General features: G+C 73.6%; 15 protein-coding genes. 8 read left to right on the forward strand and 7 right to left on the reverse strand.

The genetic code is table 11. The annotated features are described in order from the left end of the window. Positions 1 to 36: 36 nt before the first annotated feature. Complete coding sequence (locus CXY01_RS19335) at positions 37 to 1737, reverse strand: protein kinase domain-containing protein (RefSeq protein WP_146931023.1); 1701 nt, start codon at positions 1735 to 1737, stop codon at positions 37 to 39. A 95-nt stretch (positions 1738 to 1832) separates the two neighbouring features. On the opposite strand from CXY01_RS19335, the gene CXY01_RS19340 reads away from it, so the two are divergent. From CXY01_RS19340 to CXY01_RS19365, 6 genes are all read left to right on the forward strand, one after another. Further along, the gene (locus CXY01_RS19340) at positions 1833 to 3281 is read left to right on the forward strand and encodes an alpha,alpha-trehalose-phosphate synthase (UDP-forming) (protein ID WP_146931026.1); all 1449 of its coding nucleotides are present in this window, start codon (positions 1833 to 1835) and stop codon (positions 3279 to 3281) included. After that, the gene (gene otsB, locus CXY01_RS19345; protein ID WP_146931029.1) at positions 3274 to 4047 is read left to right on the forward strand and encodes a trehalose-phosphatase; all 774 of its coding nucleotides are present in this window, start codon (positions 3274 to 3276) and stop codon (positions 4045 to 4047) included. The genes CXY01_RS19340 and otsB overlap by 8 nt, the downstream gene beginning before the upstream one ends. Before the next feature lie 55 nt (positions 4048 to 4102). Continuing rightward, positions 4103 to 5653, forward strand: coding sequence for a PQQ-binding-like beta-propeller repeat protein (locus CXY01_RS19350; RefSeq protein ID WP_146931032.1), 1551 nt, complete (start codon positions 4103 to 4105; stop codon positions 5651 to 5653). A 2-nt stretch (positions 5654 to 5655) separates the two neighbouring features. Continuing rightward, positions 5656 to 7137, forward strand: a complete 1482-nt coding sequence (locus CXY01_RS19355; RefSeq protein WP_146931035.1) for a hypothetical protein — start codon at positions 5656 to 5658, stop codon at positions 7135 to 7137. Positions 7138 to 7315: 178 nt separating this feature from the next. After that, positions 7316 to 8443: an ABC transporter ATP-binding protein gene (locus CXY01_RS19360; protein WP_146931038.1), complete on the forward strand. Its 1128-nt coding sequence runs from the start codon at positions 7316 to 7318 to the stop codon at positions 8441 to 8443. Between the two features lie 147 nt (positions 8444 to 8590). After that, complete coding sequence (locus CXY01_RS19365) at positions 8591 to 9877, forward strand: DUF4032 domain-containing protein (protein WP_146931042.1); 1287 nt, start codon at positions 8591 to 8593, stop codon at positions 9875 to 9877. A 7-nt stretch (positions 9878 to 9884) separates the two neighbouring features. On the opposite strand, the gene rlmB is transcribed toward CXY01_RS19365, so the two are convergent. From rlmB to CXY01_RS19390, 5 genes are all read right to left on the reverse strand, one after another. Further along, positions 9885 to 10892 (reverse strand): 23S rRNA (guanosine(2251)-2'-O)-methyltransferase RlmB, encoded by a 1008-nt coding sequence (rlmB, locus tag CXY01_RS19370; RefSeq protein ID WP_146931045.1) that lies wholly within the window; start codon positions 10890 to 10892, stop codon positions 9885 to 9887. Positions 10893 to 11001: 109 nt separating this feature from the next. Next, on the reverse strand, positions 11002 to 12435 hold the full coding sequence (gene cysS, locus CXY01_RS19375; protein WP_146931048.1) for a cysteine--tRNA ligase: 1434 nt from the start codon (positions 12433 to 12435) through the stop codon (positions 11002 to 11004). Positions 12436 to 12682: 247 nt separating this feature from the next. After that, the gene (locus CXY01_RS19380; RefSeq protein ID WP_146931051.1) at positions 12683 to 13867 is read right to left on the reverse strand and encodes an alanine racemase; all 1185 of its coding nucleotides are present in this window, start codon (positions 13865 to 13867) and stop codon (positions 12683 to 12685) included. Then, positions 13864 to 15105 carry an MFS transporter gene (locus CXY01_RS19385; protein ID WP_146931054.1) on the reverse strand — a complete coding sequence of 414 codons (1242 nt, stop codon included), beginning with the start codon at positions 15103 to 15105 and terminating at the stop codon, positions 13864 to 13866. The genes CXY01_RS19380 and CXY01_RS19385 overlap by 4 nt, the downstream gene beginning before the upstream one ends. Continuing rightward, positions 15102 to 15734, reverse strand: a complete 633-nt coding sequence (locus CXY01_RS19390; RefSeq protein ID WP_146931056.1) for a TetR/AcrR family transcriptional regulator — start codon at positions 15732 to 15734, stop codon at positions 15102 to 15104. The genes CXY01_RS19385 and CXY01_RS19390 overlap by 4 nt, the downstream gene beginning before the upstream one ends. A 162-nt stretch (positions 15735 to 15896) precedes the next feature. Between CXY01_RS19390 and CXY01_RS19395 the strand changes: the two genes are divergently transcribed. Continuing rightward, the gene (locus tag CXY01_RS19395; RefSeq protein WP_146931059.1) at positions 15897 to 17249 is read left to right on the forward strand and encodes a D-arabinono-1,4-lactone oxidase; all 1353 of its coding nucleotides are present in this window, start codon (positions 15897 to 15899) and stop codon (positions 17247 to 17249) included. A gap of 78 nt (positions 17250 to 17327) precedes the next feature. On the opposite strand, the gene CXY01_RS19400 is transcribed toward CXY01_RS19395, so the two are convergent. Further along, complete coding sequence (locus tag CXY01_RS19400; protein WP_146931062.1) at positions 17328 to 18341, reverse strand: LacI family DNA-binding transcriptional regulator; 1014 nt, start codon at positions 18339 to 18341, stop codon at positions 17328 to 17330. Positions 18342 to 18633: 292 nt separating this feature from the next. Between CXY01_RS19400 and CXY01_RS19405 the strand changes: the two genes are divergently transcribed. Further along, a complete protein-coding gene (locus CXY01_RS19405) occupies positions 18634 to 19953 on the forward strand; it encodes an ABC transporter substrate-binding protein (protein ID WP_146931065.1) in 1320 nt (439 codons plus the stop codon). Positions 19954 to 20013: the final 60 nt, after the last annotated feature.

Genomic DNA, 20013 nt, shown 5'->3' on the forward strand with positions numbered 1-20013 from the left:
CAGCGGGGTCCCGCATGGCGAGACGCGCCGAAACGGTTAGGGGAGCACCGGGGTGGGCAGCGGCGCCCAGGTGATGGAGGCGCCGGTGAGGATCTGCACGACGAACACGGCGGACACGGCGAGCAGGACGACGGTCGCGACGAGGGCGCCCAGGGGTCCCGGGGCCACGACGGCCAGCACCCGCCGGGCACCGGTGCGGGTCATCAGCGACAGCGGCCCCCACCAGACGACGGCCCCTCCGAGCAGCACGAACGTGCCGACCAGGATCGTCGCGGTCAGCCCCTGCGGCTCCTGGCCGGACGGCGAGCCGCCCACCGCCCAGTGGTCGTTCCCGACGAGCCACCAGGACACCCCGAGCAGGATCACGAGGACGCTGCCGGCGACGACGAGGGACGGCACCAGCCCGACCACCGACCGCAGCAGGTGCCACGGGACGCTGACGACGGCGATCGCCCGGTCCGAGCGTCGGACCCCGGCCCGCTCCCGTCGCGTGTACATGGCCTCGACGGTCGAGCCGGCCGTCCGGACCACCACGACGAGCAGCACGAACACCACGAGCGTGACGCCCGGGTAGAGGGCGCCCGCCGAGCCGAGGAGCACTGCGGCCGCGAGCAGGGTGCCCCAGCGCCGGAGCGCCGGCGGGCGCTCGTAGCCGGAGCCCTCGGGCTCCGGCTCCTCGGACGCGTCGAGGTCCTCCTCGATCCAGTCGACGCCGTCGGGGTCGTCGTCGGGCTCGAGCCCGGGCTCGGGCTCCTCGACGGCGGTCGGGTCGAACGCGCGCGTCCGGCCGTCGTTCGCGGCGACCACCGGGGCGGCGGCGACCACGGGCGCCACGGCGACGGTCGCCGGTGCCGGGCCCAGGACGGTCGTCCCGACCACGTCGCCGGCGGACAGGACGGTGGTGTCCGTCTCGTCGGCGAGGGGCTCCCCCTCGGCGACCACCAGGGTGAGCGCGGCGACGACGTCGTCCGGGGACGTGCGGTCGGCCGCGGCGGGGGCCAGGGCACGCCGCAGCGCCGCCGCCGTCAGCGGGCCCAGGCCGTCGAGGTCGACGTCCCCGCTCCGGGCCCGGGCCAGCACGGCCTCGAGCGGGCGGCTGCCGAACGGCGGCCGGCCCGTGGCGGCGAACACGAGGATCGCCGCCCAGCCCCAGAAGTCGGACGCGGCGTCCGGCTCGGCGCCGTCCAGCAGCTCGGGCGCCAGGTACCCGGGGGTGCCCAGCACGAGGCCGTCGGCGGTCAGCTTGGAGTCGTCGGCGGCCTGCGCGAGGCCGAAGTCGATGAGCACCGGTCGGTCGTCGCCGACGATGACGTTGGACGGCTTCAGGTCCCGGTGCACCACGCCGGCGCCGTGCACCGCGACGAGCGTGTCCCGCAGGCCTTCGGCCAGGTCCAGCAGCTCCTCGGCGTCCAGCGTCCCGCGCTCGCGGACGTGCTCCTCGAGGTTGTCCCCCGGCACCAGCTCGGTGACCAGGAACGCCTCCGTCGAGTCCGCCTCGGCGTCCAGCACCGCGGCCACGCCCGGGTGGCGGAGCTTCTGCAGGGCGTGCACCTCGCGGCGGAGCCGGTCCCGGGTCACCGCGTCGGACCCGACGTGCGGGTGCAGCAGCTTGAGCGCCACCGCGTCGCCGCCGCCGTCCACGGCCCGGTAGACGGTCCCCATCCCGCCCGAGCCGAGGGGGGCGACGACGGTGTACCCGCCGATCTCCGACCCCGGCTCCAGCCCGATCCGTTCCATCCAGGCACCGTAACCGCCGGTCCACGAGGACCGCCCGCAACGCGCTGCACGACCTGCACGGATAGGGTCGACGCGACCCGAGGAGTTGATCTGTCTTGCCTTCCGACGCGCCCGCGCACGGCTACGACTTCGTCGTCGTCGCGAACCGTCTGCCCGTGGACGTGAGCCTGGACGACGACGGCGAACCCACCTGGACCCGGTCCCCCGGCGGTCTCGTCACGGCGCTCGCGCCGGTGATGGCGAGCACCACCGGTGCGTGGGTCGGCTGGGGTGGCTCGCCCGACCTGGAGCTCGAGCCGTTCGACGTGGACGGCACCGAGCTGATCCCGGTGATGCTGTCCGAGGACGACATCGAGAAGTTCTACGAGGGCTTCTCCAACGACACCCTGTGGCCGCTCTACCACGACGTCATCGAGCCGCCGGCCTTCCACCGCCACTGGTGGGACGCCTACCAGAGGGTGAACCGGCGCTTCGCGCAGGCGGCCGCCGAGCAGGCTGCCCAGGGCGCGACGGTGTGGGTGCACGACTACCAGCTGCAGCTGGTCCCCCAGCTGCTGCGGGACCTGCGGCCCGACCTGCGCATCGGCTACTTCCACCACATCCCGTTCCCGCCCCTGGAGCTGTTCGCGCAGCTGCCGTGGCGGGTCCAGGTGATCGAGGGCCTGCTCGGCGCCGACCTCGTCGGGTTCCAGCGGGCCGGAGACGCCGCGAACTTCGTCCGCACCGTGCGCCGGCTCACCGACCTCACGACGCGCGGGCAGATGATCACGCTCAACGAGGCGGAGGGGCACGTCGGACGGGGCCGGCACGTGCGCGCCGCGGCGTTCCCCATCTCGATCGACTCGCACGCGTTCGACGAGCTGGCACGGACCGACTCGGTCCGCGAGCGCGCGCGGCAGATCCGCCGCGAGCTGGGCGACCCCGAGTACCTGCTGCTGGGCGTCGACCGCCTCGACTACACCAAGGGCATCCGGCACCGCATCAAGGCGTACGGCGAGCTCCTGCTGGACGGCCGGCTGTCCCCGCAGAGCACGACGCTGGTGCAGGTGGCCAGCCCCAGCCGGGAGAACGTGGGCGCCTACCAGCAGCTGCGCGACGACGTCGAGCTGCTCGTCGGCCGGATCAACGGCGACTACGGGCAGGTGGGCCACGCGCCCGTGCAGTACCTGCACCAGTCGTTCCCCATGGAGGAGATGGCCGCGCTGTACCTGGCGGCCGACGTCATGCTGGTCACGGCCCTGCGCGACGGGATGAACCTGGTGGCCAAGGAGTACGTGGCGGCCCGGTCCGACGACCGCGGCGCCCTGGTGCTCTCCGAGTTCACGGGTGCCGCCGACGAGCTCACGGGCTCGGTGCTGGTCAACCCGCACGACATCGACGGGATGAAGGACGCGATCACGTACGCGGTGCACATGGACGCGCGCGAGTCCCGCAAGCGCATGCGCCGGCTGCGGCGCCGGGTGCTCGGGCACGACGTCGTCGCCTGGTCCGAGGACTTCCTCGCCGCCCTCAACGCCGTCCCCGTGCGAGCCTCCCGTGACTGAGGCGCTCCCGGACGTCCTCGGGGCGCTCGCAGCCGACCCGGCGCGCCGCCCGCTGCTGGTCGCACTCGACTTCGACGGCACGCTGGCGCCCCTGCAGGACGACCCGTCCGCGTCGCGGATCCTCCCGGCAGGGGTCGAGGTGCTCGCGCGCCTGGCGCAGACCTCCGGGGTCGCGCTCGCGCTGGTGTCCGGCCGGGCCATGCACGACCTGCACGTCCTCGCGCAGGTCCCCGAGGGCACGTTCCTCATCGGCAGCCACGGTGCGGAGCGCGCGCGCGTCACCACGTTCGGGCTCGACCGCGACGTCGTCCAGCTGACCGACGAGCAGGCCGACCGGCTGGCGTCGCTCGGTGCGGAGGCGGCCCGGATCGCGCGCGGCCGGGACGGCGTCTGGGTGGAGACCAAGCCGACGGCCGTCGTCGTGCACACCCGCCTGGCCGAGGCCGTGGACGCCGAGCCGGCGGAGCAGGAGGCGATCGCGCTCGGCGAGCGGCTGGGCTCCGGCGTCCTGCACGGCAAGGACGTCGTCGAGATCTCCGTCCTGCGGGCCAGCAAGGGCGAGGCGCTCACGGCGCTGCGCGACGAGCTGGGCGCACCGGTCGTCCTGTACGCGGGCGACGACGTCACCGACGAGCACGCGTTCGACGCGCTCCGTGCCGACGACGTGACCGTCAAGGTCGGTGCCGGGACCACAGCCGCGCGGTTCCGGGTCGACGACCCCGACGAGCTCGTGGCCACCCTGGCGGCCCTCGCCGAGGCGCTGTAGGACCTCACCCGCCCTCTGCTGGTCGGTCCTGGGACCGAGGCGTAGCGTGCGCCTCATGCCCGGCCGGATGCGCGAGGTCGAGCTCGTCGAGGCTGCTGACGAGCCCGCACGGTCCCGCTCGGCCCCGGAGCCCGACCCCGGCCGGCGGGTCGACGTGGAGCTCCCGGACGACGTCCGGGCCGCCCGTGGCTGGGTGCGTCGCCACGCCCCCTGGCTCGTCGCGGCGGTCGCGGTGGTCGTGGGCTCGCTCGCCGGCGCACAGCTCGTGCTCGACCACCGCGAGGACGCCCGGGTGGCCGCGCTCGCCGCCGTCCCGGGGATCGTGCCGCCGGTCGACGCGACCGTCGGGGTCCTCTGGCGGGCCGACCCGCTGCTGGCGCCCGCGCTGCGCTCCGGCGCGGTGGTCGACGGCATGCTCGTCGGCGGCGTGCAGGACGAGGCCGGCGCTCCCGCGATCGTCGGTCTCGACCCCGACACGGGCGTGGTCGCGTGGCGCACCCCGGTCGACCTGCCGACGCCCCCGCGCACGTCGCCGGAGCTGTGGAACTCCTGCTCCGCCGTGCCGCGCGGCGGCTCGGAGGTGGCGGTGTGCGTCTCGCAGCAGGTCGGCGAGGACGTCGTGGGCATCCCGCCCTCCTCGGTGTGGGTCCTCGACCCGGCCGACGGCCGGGTGCTGGCGGACCGCGAGGTCGAGGGCGGCTGGGGCCTGACGTTCAGCGACGGCGCGCTGGTCGTCGCCCGGCCCGTGACCGACGGGGGCGAACCGGCGCGCACCGACGCGGGCACAGTCCGGTGGCAGGTCCGCGCCGACGACCCCGTCAGCGGGCAGACGCGCTGGACCTGGACCACGCCGCCGACGGACACGGTGGGCCGTGAGGACGGCCCGGAGGGCGCGACCGCCACCGGGACCGCCTCCCTCGAGACGCTCGACGACCACGTCGTGCTCGTCGTCGACAGCCACGGCTGGGTGCTGGCCGACGACGGCGAGCTGCTCCTGGACGTGCCGCTCGACCCGGCCTCGTGGCTCCAGCCGGCGCGCGCGGGCGTGTTCGTCGAGAGCAGGTGGACGTCGTCCGCGTACAGCGGGACGCTCCTGCTCGCCGACGGGTCCCGGGTGGCGATCGACGAGACGGCGAGCTGGCTCGCGGTCGACGACGGCTCCGCGCCGGACGTGATGTTCACGGTCGGCCAGGCACCCGGCGGTGCCGACGGGCTCAGCGGGCGGTCGGCTCGGACCGGTCAGCAGCTCTGGCACCTCGACGGGACCATCGTGACGAGCCTGCTGCTCGACGGGACGCTGTACGTCGCGACGTCCGACTCGCTCGTCGCGGTCGACGCCACCAGTGGCGACGTGCACTGGCGCACCCCGACCGACCACCTCCCCCAGCAGCTGTCGACCGACGGCCGCTACCTGCTGCTGCCGGGCCTCGGCGTGACGCTCGAGGCGTACACGCTGACCGACGGCGAGCTGGCGTGGACCGCGGACCTCTCCGACGAGGTCTCCGACGGCCGCTCGACGGTGCTCGTGGCGGGCTTCCAGTCGGGCTGGCACGACCCCCGCCTGTACGTGTGGATGGACACCGGCGCCATCGCGGTCCTGGGCTGACGATGGCCGCCACGGTCGCCCGCGCGCACCTCGCCCCCGTCGAGCTCGACGACGAGCAGGAGGCCCCCGTCGAGCCCGCGGGGCGTCGGCCGACGTGGCTGCGGCAGCACGCCGGGCGGGTGGCCGGCGCGGGGGCGGCCGTGCTGCTCGGGCTCGTCGGCCTGCAGGTGGTGCTCGACGCGCACGAGCGCGACCGTCTGGAGTACCTCGCCGACGTGCCGGGGGTGCTCAGCCCGCTGCAGGACGCGCCCGGTGCGCTGCGGACGTGGACGCCGAGTGCGGGCTCGCTCGTCGCCGAGGACGCCGCCGGGCACTGGGCCATCGGGGCGCGGTACCACCTCGGCGGCGTCGACCTGCGCGGCACGGACCCCGACACCGGTGACGTCCTGTGGTCCGTGCCGTTCTCGCTGGAGAACGCGCAGCCGCCGGGCGGACGCCAGGAGTTCCCGTCCGTCTGGGTGCGCTGCACCACGACCACCTCCGGCCACGGCCCGCGGGCGGTCTGCGCCGCGGACGTGTCCCCGGCACCCAGCGCCGGGGCGGTCACCCCGCTGCTGGTGCTCGACCCCGAGACCGGCAGCATCCTGGCGGACCTCAGCCTGGAGCGCGGCTCGCTGTGGACGGCGACCGGGGCCCACCTGGTCGTCGCAGCACCGCAGCGCGACGACGCCGGCGGGGTCCGGTGGACGCTCACCGCCACCGACCCCGCGACCGGGGACGTGCAGTGGCGGCGGCGGACACCGCTCGTGCCCGAGGTCCACGCGGTGCGCCTCGGCGACCGGGTGGTCCGCTCCGAGGCGGACCTGACCAGCGACGACGACCGGGTGCTCCTCACGGACAGCGGGCACGCGTGGCTGTTCGGGGCCGACGGCGAGCCGCGGGGCGACGTGACGGTCGAGACCGACGGCTGGGCCGAGCTGGCCCGCGCCGGCACGCTGGTGTGGGCACCGTGGCAGGCGTTCGCCGTCCCGGCGGGCGTCCTGGTCACCCGCGACGGCACCCGCACCGCCGTCGGCGAGCGACCCGCCCGCCTGGCCGTCGACGACGGGAGCGCCGACGACGTCGTCCTGCTCTCCGACGACGAGGGGGCGGGCGAGGCGACCCTCGTCGGTCGCGACGCCACCTCCGGCGAGGAGCTCTGGCGCCTCGGCGGCACCTCCGGCGAGCCGTTGCTCGTCGACGGGGTCGTGCACGTCGCCCAGGGTCGGGACGTCCGTGCCGTCGACGCGCGCACGGGCGGGACCCGCTGGCTGGCGCACGTCGGGGCACCCCCCGTCTACCTCGGCACCGACGGCTCGCTCGTCGTCGTGGTCACCGCCGACCGCACGCTGCGCGGGCTCGGGCGGGCCGACGGACGGCTCGCCAGCGTGGCGGACGTCGCCCGGCACCTGGCCCGCGACCCGGGCGGTGTGGACCAGGTCAGCGAGTACGCCGGACGGCTGCTCGTCCGGTTCCGGGACGGGTCGGGCGTGCTGGTCGGGTGACGGCCGCACGGGTGGCGTTGCTCACACGCTGGTGTGGTCGGTCCGCACCGATATGGCATGATGACCGCGGACCTCCGGAGGATCCCTCCTCCAGCGGCCCGTGTCATCGAGGACACTCTTGACACTCTTCACTACGGATCGTCCGGCACGTACCTGCCGGTGAAGGGATTGATCAGCCATGGCAACGGTCACTTTCGACAAGGCTTCCCGGGTCTACCCCGGCACGGAGCGCCCCGCGGTCGACGCGCTCGACCTGCACATCGAGGACGGCGAGTTCCTCGTCCTCGTCGGCCCCTCCGGTTGTGGCAAGTCCACCTCGCTCCGCATGCTCGCGGGCCTCGAGGACGTCAACGCGGGCCGGATCCTCATCGGCGACCGCGACGTCACCGACGTCCAGCCGAAGGACCGGGACATCGCGATGGTGTTCCAGAACTACGCGCTGTACCCGCACATGACGGTCGCCGACAACATGGGCTTCGCGCTCAAGATCGCCGGCACCCCCAAGGCGGAGATCCGTCAGCGCGTCGAGGAGGCTGCCAAGATCCTCGACCTGTCCCAGTACCTCGACCGCAAGCCGAAGGCCCTCTCGGGTGGCCAGCGTCAGCGCGTCGCCATGGGCCGCGCCATCGTGCGTTCGCCCCAGGTGTTCCTCATGGACGAGCCGCTGTCGAACCTCGACGCCAAGCTCCGCGTCCAGACCCGTACGCAGATCGCGTCGCTGCAGCGTCGTCTCGGTGTCACCACCGTCTACGTCACGCACGACCAGACCGAGGCCCTCACCATGGGTGACCGCATCGCGGTCCTCAAGGACGGTCTCCTGCAGCAGGTCGGCACGCCGCGCGACATGTACGACACCCCGGCGAACGTCTTCGTCGCCGGCTTCATCGGCTCCCCCGCCATGAACATCGGCACGTTCCCCGTGCTCGACGGTGTCGCCAACCTCGGCCGCGCCCGCGTCGCCGTGCCGCGCTCGGTCATCGGCCAGTTCACCGACGACGACAAGAACCACGTCACCGTCGGCTTCCGTCCCGAGTCGCTCGACGTCGTGCCCGCCGGCACGCCGGACGGCATCCCGGTCATCGTGAACATCGTCGAGGAGCTCGGCTCCGACGCGTTCGTCTACGGCTCGCTGACCAACGAGTTCGGCCACGCCGACGCGGTGCACTCCGGTGCCGGCGACGCCCAGGTCATCGTGCGCGTCGACCCGCGTCAGGTCCCCGCCAAGGGCGAGACGATCTACGTCCGCATCCGCGAGGGCGAGCAGCACCTGTTCCACGCGGGCTCGGGCGAGCGCATCGCCGTCTGACCCACGCAGCACCTGACAGGGCGGTCCCGGCTTCGGCCGGGGCCGCCCTGTTGCCTTTCGGCTGACGCCGCCCTGCGGCTTTTCCCCCGGCCACGTTGTCGCATTCGTCAGGCGGCCCCGTCGGTGTTCTCTGAGAGGATCGTGACCATGAGTCCGACGCCGCAGCGCCTGCAGATCACGGCGGCCTCGCCCGACCCCGCGCTGCTCGACCTGCCGTGGCACATCCCGCTCGAGGAGTGGCCGGCGGAGACCCTCGCGGCCCTGCCCCGCGGTATCTCCCGTCACATCGTGCGGTTCGCCAAGATGTCCGGCCGGGTCGTCGCGGTCAAGGAGATCGGCGAGACCGTGGCGTACCGGGAGTACGAGCTGCTGCGCCAGCTGCGCCGGCTCGACGTGCCGAGCGTGGAGCCCGTCGGCGTCATCACCGGCCGCAGCGACGCCGACGGCGAGCGCCTCGAGGCGGTGCTGATCACCAAGCACCTGTCGTTCTCGTTGCCGTACCGCGCGCTGTTCAGCCAGTCGCTGCGCCCCGACACCGCCACGCGGCTCATCGACGCGCTCGCGGTGCTCATGGTCCGGCTGCACCTGGTCGGTTTCTACTGGGGCGACGTGTCGCTCTCGAACACCCTGTTCCGCCGGGACGCCGAGACGTTCGCCGCGTACCTGGTCGACGCCGAGACGGGTGACCTGCACGACCGGCTCTCCGACGGTCAGCGCAGCTACGACCTCGAGGTCGCGCGCGTCAACATCATCGGCGAGCTCATGGACCTGCAGGCCGGCGAGTTCCTCGAGGAGGACGTCGACGCGGTCGCGATCGGCGACGCGCTCGCCGAGCGGTACGGCGAGCTGTGGCGGGCCCTGACCGAGTCCGAGTCGTTCACGTTCGGGGACCGCTGGCGCGTGCAGGCCCGCATCGACCGTCTCAACGACCTCGGGTTCGACGTCGGCGAGCTCGACATCACCACCGACGTCGACGGCACCAGCGTGCGGATCCAGCCGAAGGTCGTGGACGCCGGGCACCACTCCCGCCGGCTCATGCGCCTCACCGGCCTCGACGTGCAGGAGAACCAGGCGCGGCGGCTGCTCAACGACCTCGACGAGTACCGCGCCGCCACCGACCGGCAGCGCGAGGACGAGTCGTTCGTCGCGCACGACTGGCTGACCGAGATCTTCGAGCCGGCCGTCCGCAGCGTCCCCCGCGACCTGCGCGGCAAGCTCGAGCCCGCGCAGATCTACCACGAGCTGCTCGACCACCGGTGGTACCTGTCGGAGCAGCAGGGCCGCGACGTGCCCATGCAGCAGGCCGCGAAGAGCTACGTGAAGACCATCCTGCCGACGCGTCCCGACGAGCAGGCGATCCTCGGCGTGCAGGCCGGCGAGATCCCGGACACCGACATGATCCCGCAGGTGGACCCGGACCAGCTGATCGGCTGACGGGGGCTCAGCTGGCGCGCTGGCGCGCCACCTCGAACAGGGCGATGCCCGCGGCCACGCCGGCGTTCAGCGACTCCACGGCCGACGCGATCGGGATGGACGCGATGGCGTCGCACTGCTCACGGACCAGCCGCGACAGACCCTTGCCCTCGGAGCCCACCACGAGCACCAACGGGTCGGTCGCGTACGGCAGGTCGGAGATCGACACGTCGCCGCCACCGTCCAGCCCGACGACGAACACGCCCGCCGACTTCAGGCCCTGCAGGGTGCGCACGAGGTTGGTCACCCGGGCGACCGGCACGCGCGCCGCCGCACCCGCGGACACCTTCCACGCCGACGCCGTCACGCCCGCCGCCCGCCGCTCCGGCACCAGCACGCCGTGCGCGCCGAACGCACCCGCGGACCGCAGCACGGCACCGAGGTTGCGGGGGTCGGTCACGCCGTCGAGCGCGACGATCAGCGCCGGCCGGTCGGTCTCCGCGGCCGCGTCCAGCAGGTCGTCGTCGTCCGCGTACGCGTACGGCGGCACCTGGATGGCGACGCCCTGGTGGACCGACCCGTCCGTGAGGCGGTCCAGCTCGGCGCGGCTGACCTCGAGCAGCGGGTAGTTCGAGTTGCCCGCGACGCTGATGATCTCGCGCGTGCGGTCGTCCGCCTCCAGGCGGGACGCGATGTACACCGTCGACACGGGGATGCCCGCGCGGAGCGCCTCGACGACCGAGTTCCGGCCGGAGACGATCTCGTGCGTCGAGCTCTTGCGCCCGCCCTTCGACCCCGCGGCACTGCGGCTCGCCCCGGCCGACTGGCGGCCCGAGGTGCCACGCGTGCCGGCGACCGCCCGACGCTCGGCGGCGAGCTTCGCCTTGTGAGCGGGGTGGTACTCGCGGTCCTCCGCCTTGGGGGTCGGCCCCTTGCCCTCGAGGGACCGGCGGTTCTTGCCGCCCGTGCCCGCGCTGGCGACCTTCTTCGAGCCGCCCTTGCGGACGGCGCCGCGACGCTCAGAGTTTCCGGCCATGGTCAGTTCTCCTGTCGGTGGTCGAGCCGGTCCGGCGCTCCCGATCGGGTGCGTACGCGGACCAGCCCTCCTCGGTGATGTGGTCTCGTGCGTGCTGGTGCACGGCGGATCAGTCCTCGGTCCGCGCGGCCAGCGACCAGCGCGCCCCAGAAGGCGAGTCCTCGACGACGATGCCGGCCGCGGCCAGGCGGTCACGGATCGCGTCGGACGTGGCGAAGTCCCGGGCGGCACGGGCCTGCGCACGTGCCTCCAGCTCGGCGGCGACGACGGACTCCAGCGCCCGGGCGTACCGCGCGTCGCTGCCGTGGGCACGCCACTGGCTGCCGCCGGGGTCGAGGCCGAGCACGTCGAGCATCGCGCGGAGCTTGACCAGGACGTTGCGGGTCCCACCGAGGTTGCCGCTCGCGAGGGCAGAGTTGCCGGTGCGCAAATGCTCGTGCACCACGGCGAGCGCGGCGGGCACGTTCAGGTCGTCGTTCATCGCCGCCACGAAGTCCGCGGGCAGCGGTGCCTCTGCGACCTCGACGTCGTCCACCGTCCCCACCTTCTCGGCCGCGCGCTCGACGAACCCCGCCAGCCGGTCCCAGGTGGCCTCGGCCTCGCGCAAGGTGTCGTCGGTCCACTCCAGCATCGAGCTGTACTGCACGGCCGTCATGGCGTAGCGCAGGACCGCCGCGCGCTCCTTGGCCAGCACCGTGGTGACCAGCAGCCCGTTGCCGAGCGACTTGCTCATCTTGGCGCCGCTCTGCGTGACCCAGCCGTTGTGCAGCCAGTACTGCGCGAACCCGTAGCCGGCGGCCCGCGACTGGGCCTGCTCGTTCTCGTGGTGCGGGAAGCGCAGGTCGAGCCCGCCCCCGTGGATGTCGAAGGCCTCGCCGAGGTACCGCTGCGCCATCGCCGAGCACTCGAGGTGCCAACCGGGCCGACCGCGGCCGAACGGCGTCTCCCACGACGCGGTCTCCGGCTCACCGGGCTTGGCGGCCTTCCAGAGCGCGAAGTCCCGGGGGTCCCGCTTCGCGTCGTCGTCGACCGTGCCGTCGGGTGCGGGGATCATGTCGTCGACCCGCTGGTTGGTCAGGGCGCCGTACTCGGGGTAGCTGCGGACGTCGAACCACACGTCGCCGGGGCCGGTCCTGTACGCGTGACCGGTCTCGACCAGCCGGTCCATCAGCTCGACCATCGCCGGCACGTGGCCCGTCGCGCGCGGCTCGTAGCTGGGCGGCAGCACGCCGAGGGCGTCGTAGGCCGCGGTGAACGCGCGCTCGTTGGTGGCGGCCCACGCCCACCACGGCTCACCCGCGTCGGCGGCCTTGGCCAGGATCTTGTCGTCGATGTCGGTGACGTTGCGCACCAGGGTCACGCGGTGGCCCGTGCGACGCAGCCAGCGGACCAGCACGTCGAACGCGATGCCCGACCGGAGGTGCCCGATGTGCGGTGGCGCCTGCACCGTGGCCCCGCACAGGTAGATGCCCACCTCGTTCGGCACGAGTGGGACGAAGTCACGCACCGTCCGGGTCGCGGTGTCGAAGAGGCGCAGGGTCACCGGTCAAGGCTACCGGGGCGCAACCCTCCCGCCTTCCGCCCCCCGACCAGCCCACCCGCACCCTCGGACGTCGCGTACGTAGCACCGGGACGTCCGCACATTCGAGCGCCAGAGCGCTCAGATCCTCGGACGCCACGCAGCCATCAGCGGGACGTCCGCACGTTCGAGCGCCAGGGCGCTCAGATCGTCGGACGCTACGCAGCCATCAGCGGGACGTCGGGGTGCGACCGGGTGGCTGCGGTGGCGGTCAGCCGAACGTGTGGTGCTCGCCGCGGTAGGTGGGGACCGTGGACTCGATCGTCGCGCCGCGGACCAGGTGGACCTCGTCGAACCGCTCCATGACCTCGCCGGCCTTGGCGTGCCGGAACCAGACGCGGTCACCCACCCGCAGGTCCGCACCGCTGGACAGCCGCAGCGGCGTCTGCACCTCGCCGGCACCCTCCCGGCTGGTCAGCGCCAGCCCGGCGGGCCACACGGGCCGCGGCTGACGGGACTTGGTGGCGGGCCCGGACGCGATGTACCCGCCGCCGAACACGGTCGCGAAGCCGGGGCCGGGGACGCGGACGACGTCGAGCCCGAAGAACGCGGCCGGACGGGGTGTGAACGAGCGGTAGGCGTCGAAGAGGGTGGGCACGAACAGGCCGGAGCCGGCGGTGACCTCGGTGACGACGGGGTCCGAGGCGCTGGAGGCCACCGAGCCGGAGCCGCCGGAGTTGACCAGCGACAGCTCGTGGCCGACGGCGGACTGCACGGCGTCGACGACGGCGGCGCGGCGCACGGCCAGGTCCCGGATCGACAGCCGCTTGACGGCGCGGACGGCGGCGGAGGAGTCGGGCAGGCCGGCCACCTGGGCCTCGTAGAACATCACGCCGACCACGTCGACGCCGGCGCGGCGCGCGATCACCGCGGCGAGCCCGCCCGCGTCGGCGGCGGAGTGCACCGGCGAGCGCCGGACGCCGAGGTGCGCGGCCAGCGGGCCGACCCGCAGCTTGAGCGAGGCGTCGACGTCGATGCAGAGGCGCAGCGTGGTGCCGTGGGCCTCGGCGGCCCGGGCGGCCAGCTCGACCTGCGCGGCGTCGTCGACCATGAGCGTGACCGCGCGGGCGGCGACGGGGTCCGCGGCGAGGGCGTCGAGCGCCCCGGTGTCCACGCTCGGGTAGCCCAGCAGGACGTCGTCGACCCCCTGGGCGACGAGCCACAGGGCCTCGCGGACGGAGTAGCCCATGACGCCGGCGAACCCGGGGAGCGCGAGCACGCGGTCGAGCACGTGCCGGACGCGCACGGACTTGCTGGCCACGCGGATCGGCGTGCCGCCGGCCCGGTCCACGAGGTCGGCGGCGTTGGCGTCGAGCGCGTCGAGGTCCACCACGGCCAGGGGCGCGGCCAGGCCCTGCGTCGCCTCGTCGAGACGCTCGCCGAGGGTGCGGGTCATGCACCCGCTCCCGCGGTGACGGGGGTGCCGGTACGGCGGGTGACGCCGAAGCGGCCTGCGAGGACGGCCACGACGACGATCAGCACGATCGGGACGACGAACCCGTACTGCAGCGAGGACGTGCTCCCGATGGCTCCGACCAGCACGCCACCGAGGACCGCGCCGACGTAGTTGAACACGTTGAGCCGCGCCACGACCGCGTCCGCGTGCCCGGGCGCGAGGTCCCCGGCCGCCGAGAAGCAGAGGGGCGCGATCACGCCGAGCCCGGCACCGGCCACCGCGAAGCCGGCCAGGCCCGCCCACGGGCCGGGGGCGAGGACGACGAGCACGAGGCCTGCCGCGCCGACGAGCGCGCCGGTCCGCAGCACGACCACGCGGCCCCACCGCCGCACGAGCGGGTCACCGGCGAGGCGGGACGCGAGCGTCGTCGTGAGGTAGGCGGCATAGCCCAGGGGCGCGAAGGACGCGGCGGCCAGCAGGACGTCGCCGAGGTAGATGGTGCTCCAGGTGGAGATCGCGGTGTCGGCGACGTAGAACGCGACGACGCCCAGCCCGAGCAGGAGGACGGCACCCCACGGCACGACGCCCTTGCCCCCACCCGAGCCGGGGACGGCCAGCGCCTCGTCGGGCGTCGCGACGCCGTCGGCACGGACCGGGATGGTGACCCGCCACCCGGCGCGAAGCACCCCCACGGCGGCGAGGACGGCGACCAGCGTCCCTGCGAGCAGCGCGACGGCGACCGGGTCGGTCGGGGTCCGACCGACCGTGGCCGCGACGAACACGGCGCCGGCGATCCCGCCGACGGACCAGGACGCGTAGAACCCGGTGAGCAGGGACCGCCCGTACTCGCGCTGGATGGCCACCGCCTGCATGTTGGTGCCGGCGTCGACCATGCCGAGGCCGATGCCGTACACCGCGAACCCGAGGGCGAGGACGGCGAAGACGGGCGCCACGGCGGCGACCACGACAGCCGTGGCCACGGTCAGCAGCCCGGCGCCCAGGACGACCCGGCTGCCTCCGGCGGTCCGCGCGACGCGGTCGGCGACCACGGTGCCGACCGCGGCCATGAGGCACACACCGAGCACGACGAGGGTGACCTGCCCGTCGTCGATGCCGTACCGGTCCTTGAAGCCCTCCAGGCTGGTCAGGACGGTGGCGTACGCGAACCCCTGGCCGGCGAAGCCGGCGGAGACCGCGATGCGTGCCCGACGCGCCGGCTGCGCCGCCGGGTCGCTCACGCGGGGGTCGCGGCGGCGTCGGCGTCGACCGGGGCGGGGACGGCCATCGTGGCGAGGAACCGGCCGAAGCCCTGCAGCCCGCTGCGCGCGGCCTCGCTGTCGCCGTCGACGAGCCACGCCAGCGAGAAGCCGTCGACGACCGCGACGATCGTGCGCGCGAGGGTCCCGCGCGGCACCGACCACCCGACGTGGGCGGACCGCTCCACCAGGTTCAGGACCTGCTCGGCGGCGGCCCACTGGCCGCGGTACTGCTCGATGGCGACCTGGTTCAGCTCGCTGTGCCGCAGCGACGACGTCGTCAGCTCGTAGCTCAGCAGCTGGGGGCCCCGGGACTCCTTGATGCCGGTCCAGAGGGCGTCGATGATCCCCTCGATGACGGACTCGGGGTCTTCCTTCTCCACGGGCAGCTCGCCCAGGCTGCGTTCGAGGTTGGCCGCGGTGATGGCGTGGGCCATCGCGCGCAGGAGCTCGTCCTTGTCCTGGAAGCAGTAGTGCACGACACCCAGCGAGACTCCGGCCTCGGCGGCCACGGCGCGCACGGTGGCGGCGTCGATACCGTCCCGGCTCGCGACGGCGAGCGCAGCCTCGATGAGCTGCTCACGCCTCTCGGCCACGGGCAAGCGGTTCATCACAGGGTTCCCCTCCCTCTAGCGACGGCCCCACCGGCCGACACCGCCCGGTGGGCGAGGCCGACGCCTCCCCCAAGTGCACAGTTCAATAGCACTTGTCACGATAGTCAAGGACTTGACGCACTTGACTTGGACAATCGACCAGGACGACCCTTCATCATTATGGGGAGACTGACGGCATCTGGCGACTGGCAGAACTGGGCGCGCACCGCGCGTGCGACGCCTCGCCGCGTGCTGCACCCCCGTGACCTGCAAGAACTCTCCTCGGCGGTGCGTTCCGGGGTGGCCGACGGCCTGCACGTGCGCGCGGTCGGGGCGGGTCATTCCTTCACCCCCGTCGCGGTCACCGACGGGGTCCACATCCGTCTGGACTCGTTGGACGCGTTCGAGCGTGTCGCTCCCCAGCCGGACGGCACGACGCACGTCACGGTCGGCGCCGGCATCCGGCTCGGAGCGTTGAACGCCCTCCTGGCGGAGCACGGCCTCGCCATGCGCAACCTCGGCGACATCGACAAGCAGTCGGTCGCCGGGGCCATCTCGACCGGCACGCACGGCACCGGCGCGAAGCTGGGCGGGCTGGCCACGCAGGTCGTCGGCGCCCGGCTGGTCACCGCCACCGGCCAGGTGGTCGAGACGTCGCCGACGCAGCAGCCGGAGCTGTTCGAGCTCGCCCGGCTCGGCCTGGGCAGCGTCGGCGTGCTCGCCGCCGTGACCCTCGAGGTGGTCCCGGCGTACCGCCTGGAGGCACGCGAGGAGCCGTGGGCGCTGGAGGAGGTCCTCGAGCAGCTGGACGGCCCCGACGGCCTCGTCGAGAGCAACGACCACTTCGAGTTCTACTGGTTCCCGCACACGCGCCGGGCGCTGACCAAGCGCAACAACCGCGTGGCCGACGACGTCGTGGTCCCCCTGCCGCGGCTGCGCGGGTGGGTCGACGACGAGCTGCTGTCCAACGCCGTGTTCTCGCTGGCCAACGGCGTCGCCACGCTGCTCCCGTCGACGACCGCGTCGATCAACGGGATCGCCGCCCGGGCCCTGTCCTCGCGCCGCTACACCGCCCCGTCGGCCGACGTGTTCGTCTCCCACCGCCGCGTGCGGTTCCGCGAGATGGAGTATGCGGTCCCGCGCGAGCACCTGGTGCAGGTGCTGCACGAGATCGACGCCTGGATCGAGTCGAGCGGCGAGCGTGTGCCGTTCCCCGTCGAGGTGCGGTTCGCCGCCGCCGACGACCTGTGGCTGTCCACCGCGCACGGCCGCGAGACCGCGTACGTCGCGGTGCACCAGTACCTGCGGCTGCCGTACGCGCGCTACTTCGCGGCCGTCGAGCGGATCGTGGCCCAGGTGGGTGGCCGGCCGCACTGGGGCAAGATGCACTGGCTCGAGGCCGAGCAGCTGGCCGCCCTGTACCCCCGCTTCGCCGACGCCCAGCGCGTCCGCGCGGAGGCCGACCCGGACGGCGTCTTCAGCAACCCGTACCTGGACCGTCTCCTGGGCCCGGGTGAGCGCCGCGCGGCGTAGCCCTGCGCGGGTAGAAGGCACAGCGCGGCGTAGCCCTGCGCGGGTAGAAGGCACAGCGCGGCGTAGCCCTGCCTCGCCCTACCGCCGCGCGACCGTCGAGCCGCGGATCACCAGGCGGCCCGCCACGTACTCGGTGCCCGACCCGAGCTCCACGCCGTCGAGCGCGGCGAACACCCGCTGGGCTGCAGTGCGTCCGAGCTGCTGCAGGTTGGCGTCGATGCTGGTCAGCTCGGGACGGGAGTTGGTGGTCAGCACCTCCCAGTTGTCGAACCCCATGACCGCGAGGTCGTCGGGCACGGCGCGGCGCAGGTCGCGGGCGGTGTCGAGGGCACCGCGGGCGATCTGGTCGGAGCCGCACAGGATGGCGTCGAGGTCGGGGTGCCGGGCGAGCAGCACGGCGGCGGCGTCGCGGCCCCAGCCCTCGGACCACTCGCTGAACATGACGTCGCCGACGAGGTCGAGGCCGGCGGCGTGCAGGCCGGCGCGGACGCCCTCGGCCCGGTCGCGCGCGGCGGCGTAGGCGGGCTCGCCGGTGATGTGCGCGATGCGGGTGCGTCCGCAGGCGAGCAGGTGCTCGACGGCGACGCGGCCGGCGTGCACGTTGTCGGGGGTGATCGACAGGTCGGACGGGTCGTCGGACGGCGCGTACGCGTAGACGACGGGGACGGGGATGGCGTGCCCGAGGGAGGGCCGGGGGTCGGTCTGCCGGCCGACGACGATGAGGCCGTCGACACGGCGGCTGAGCAGCGCGCGCAGGTGGTACTGCTCGCGGATGGCGTCCCCGCGGGCGTCGCAGAGGAAGACGTTGACCTGGCCGGCGCCGAACGCGTCCTCGGCGCCCATGAGGATCGGGATGACGAACCGGCCCTCGAGGTCGCTGGTGAGCAGGCCGACGGTCCCGGTGCGCCCGGCGAGCAGGCCGCGGGCGAGCGGGTTGGGGCTGAACGAGAGCTGTTCGGCGGCCTCGACGACCCGCTGCCGGGTGGTCTCCCTGACCTGGTCGCGCCCGTTCAGCGCCTTGGAGGCGGTGGCCACGGAGACGCCGGCGAGGCGCGCCACGTCGGAGAGCGTCACCGCGCGTGCCTGGGCCACGGGACCACCTCCTCGGGGGCGACAGCGGTTGGTGCTCGAACTGTAACCGCCGCGACCCGTTGACGCGCCAGCCCCCGCCGCCCTATCTTCAGAAAACCTTTTCGGCTCGTTTCGGGATCGGGCCGGTTCGGCGGAGGCTTCCAGGTGCGCACGTCAGCGCCGTGGAGACACCGTCCTACCGGCCGGTGCACCCCGTCCGATCTCCGGTAGCCGACAAGGGGTTTCGCCCTTGGACAGATCCCCCGAGGTGCCGACGACGGCACCCGCTCGACGAAGAGCACGAGGAGACGACATGAGGATCATCCGCACCCGGTCGGCGGGCACCCGCCTGGCCGCCGGGCTCGCGACGGCCGGCCTGCTGGTCGGCCTGGCCGCATGCACCAGCGCCGACGACGGAGGCGGCGGCGATGCTGATGGCGGCGCGGCCGTCACCGCCGGGCCGGACGGCACCGACGACGGCACGACCCTGACGTTGTGGACCCGCGCACCGCTGGAGGCGCAGGCCAACCTCCTCGTCGACGCGTACAACGCCTCGCACGAGAACCAGGTCGAGCTGACCGTCGTCCCCAACGACGACTACGTCGCGAAGGTCGGCGCCGCCGCCGGGTCGGACGGTCTGCCGGACCTGTTCGCCGCCGACATCGTCTACGTCCCCAACTGGGTCCAGCAGGGCCTGTTCCAGGACCTGACCGAGCAGATCGACGGCCTGGAGTTCAAGGACTCGATCAACAAGGGCCACCTCGACGCCGGCACCGCGGACGGCAAGGAGCACGTCCTGCCGTTCGTGCTGGACCTGTCCATGCTGTTCTGGAACAAGGACCTGTTCGCGGAGGCCGGGCTGGACCCGGAGAAGGCGCCGGCCAACCTCACCGAGTACGCCGAGGCGGCCAAGGCGGTCCAGGCGCTGAACAAGCCGGACACCTACGGCACCGCGACCGGCCTCAACTGCGGCGGCTGCCTGGTCTTCACGTGGTTCCCGTCGGTGTGGGCGGACGGCGAGGAGGTCATGAGCGAGGACGGCACCGAGTCGCTGCTCGCGAGCGACACCGCCAAGGAGATCTACTCGACGTGGAAGGACCTGTGGGACTCCGGCGCGGTGCTCCCGTCGTCCGAGGACGAGGCCGGTCCGACGTGGACCGCGGGCTTCACCGAGGGCAAGGTCGGCCTGATGTTCTACCCGGCGACGCTGCTGGCGTCGACCACCGGGTTCGACGTCGGCGTGGCGGGCATCCCCGGCCCGGAGGGCGGCGCCTCGACGTTCGTCGGCGGTGACGGCATCGGCGTCTCCAAGGACTCCGAGAACGCCGCCCAGGCCTGGAACTTCCTGTCCTGGATGATGTCGGAGGACGCGCAGGTCGAGGTGCTGGCCAAGAACAACGACGTCGTCTCCCGGTCCGACCTGGCGGACAACGAGTACGCCGCCAAGGACCCCCGCCTGGTGACCATCAACGAGGTCGCCGCCGAGGGTGACACCCCCGTCGCGCTCAACTTCCAGCAGGCGTTCAACGCCCCGAGCAGCCCGTGGCTGACGCTCGTGCGCGGGGCGGTCCTCGGCGACGGGGCGAACGTGGACGCGGACAACGACGAGATCACCGCGGTGCTCGGGCAGTAGCCGCTGCCGGTGGGGTGCCGCAGCGCTGCAGGGCACGGCGCGCAGCGGCACCCCACCCCC

The organism is Cellulomonas xylanilytica (assembly GCF_007989805.1).
In the GTDB taxonomy this organism is placed as follows: domain Bacteria; phylum Actinomycetota; class Actinomycetes; order Actinomycetales; family Cellulomonadaceae; genus Cellulomonas; species Cellulomonas xylanilytica.

What these genes read in the sequence shown, in the direction of transcription:
- CXY01_RS19335 (WP_146931023.1), bottom strand. Translation starts at nt 1,737, where the DNA reads ATGGAACGGATCGGGCTGGAGCCGGGGTCGGAGATCGGCGGGTACACC.
- CXY01_RS19350 (WP_146931032.1), top strand. Translation starts at nt 4,103, where the DNA reads ATGCCCGGCCGGATGCGCGAGGTCGAGCTCGTCGAGGCTGCTGACGAG.
- CXY01_RS19355 (WP_146931035.1), top strand. Translation starts at nt 5,656, where the DNA reads ATGGCCGCCACGGTCGCCCGCGCGCACCTCGCCCCCGTCGAGCTCGAC.
- CXY01_RS19360 (WP_146931038.1), top strand. Translation starts at nt 7,316, where the DNA reads ATGGCAACGGTCACTTTCGACAAGGCTTCCCGGGTCTACCCCGGCACG.
- CXY01_RS19365 (WP_146931042.1), top strand. Translation starts at nt 8,591, where the DNA reads ATGAGTCCGACGCCGCAGCGCCTGCAGATCACGGCGGCCTCGCCCGAC.
- rlmB (WP_146931045.1), bottom strand. Translation starts at nt 10,892, where the DNA reads ATGGCCGGAAACTCTGAGCGTCGCGGCGCCGTCCGCAAGGGCGGCTCG.
- CXY01_RS19380 (WP_146931051.1), bottom strand. Translation starts at nt 13,867, where the DNA reads ATGACCCGCACCCTCGGCGAGCGTCTCGACGAGGCGACGCAGGGCCTG.
- CXY01_RS19390 (WP_146931056.1), bottom strand. Translation starts at nt 15,734, where the DNA reads ATGAACCGCTTGCCCGTGGCCGAGAGGCGTGAGCAGCTCATCGAGGCT.
- CXY01_RS19395 (WP_146931059.1), top strand. Translation starts at nt 15,897, where the DNA reads ATGGGGAGACTGACGGCATCTGGCGACTGGCAGAACTGGGCGCGCACC.
- CXY01_RS19405 (WP_146931065.1), top strand. Translation starts at nt 18,634, where the DNA reads ATGAGGATCATCCGCACCCGGTCGGCGGGCACCCGCCTGGCCGCCGGG.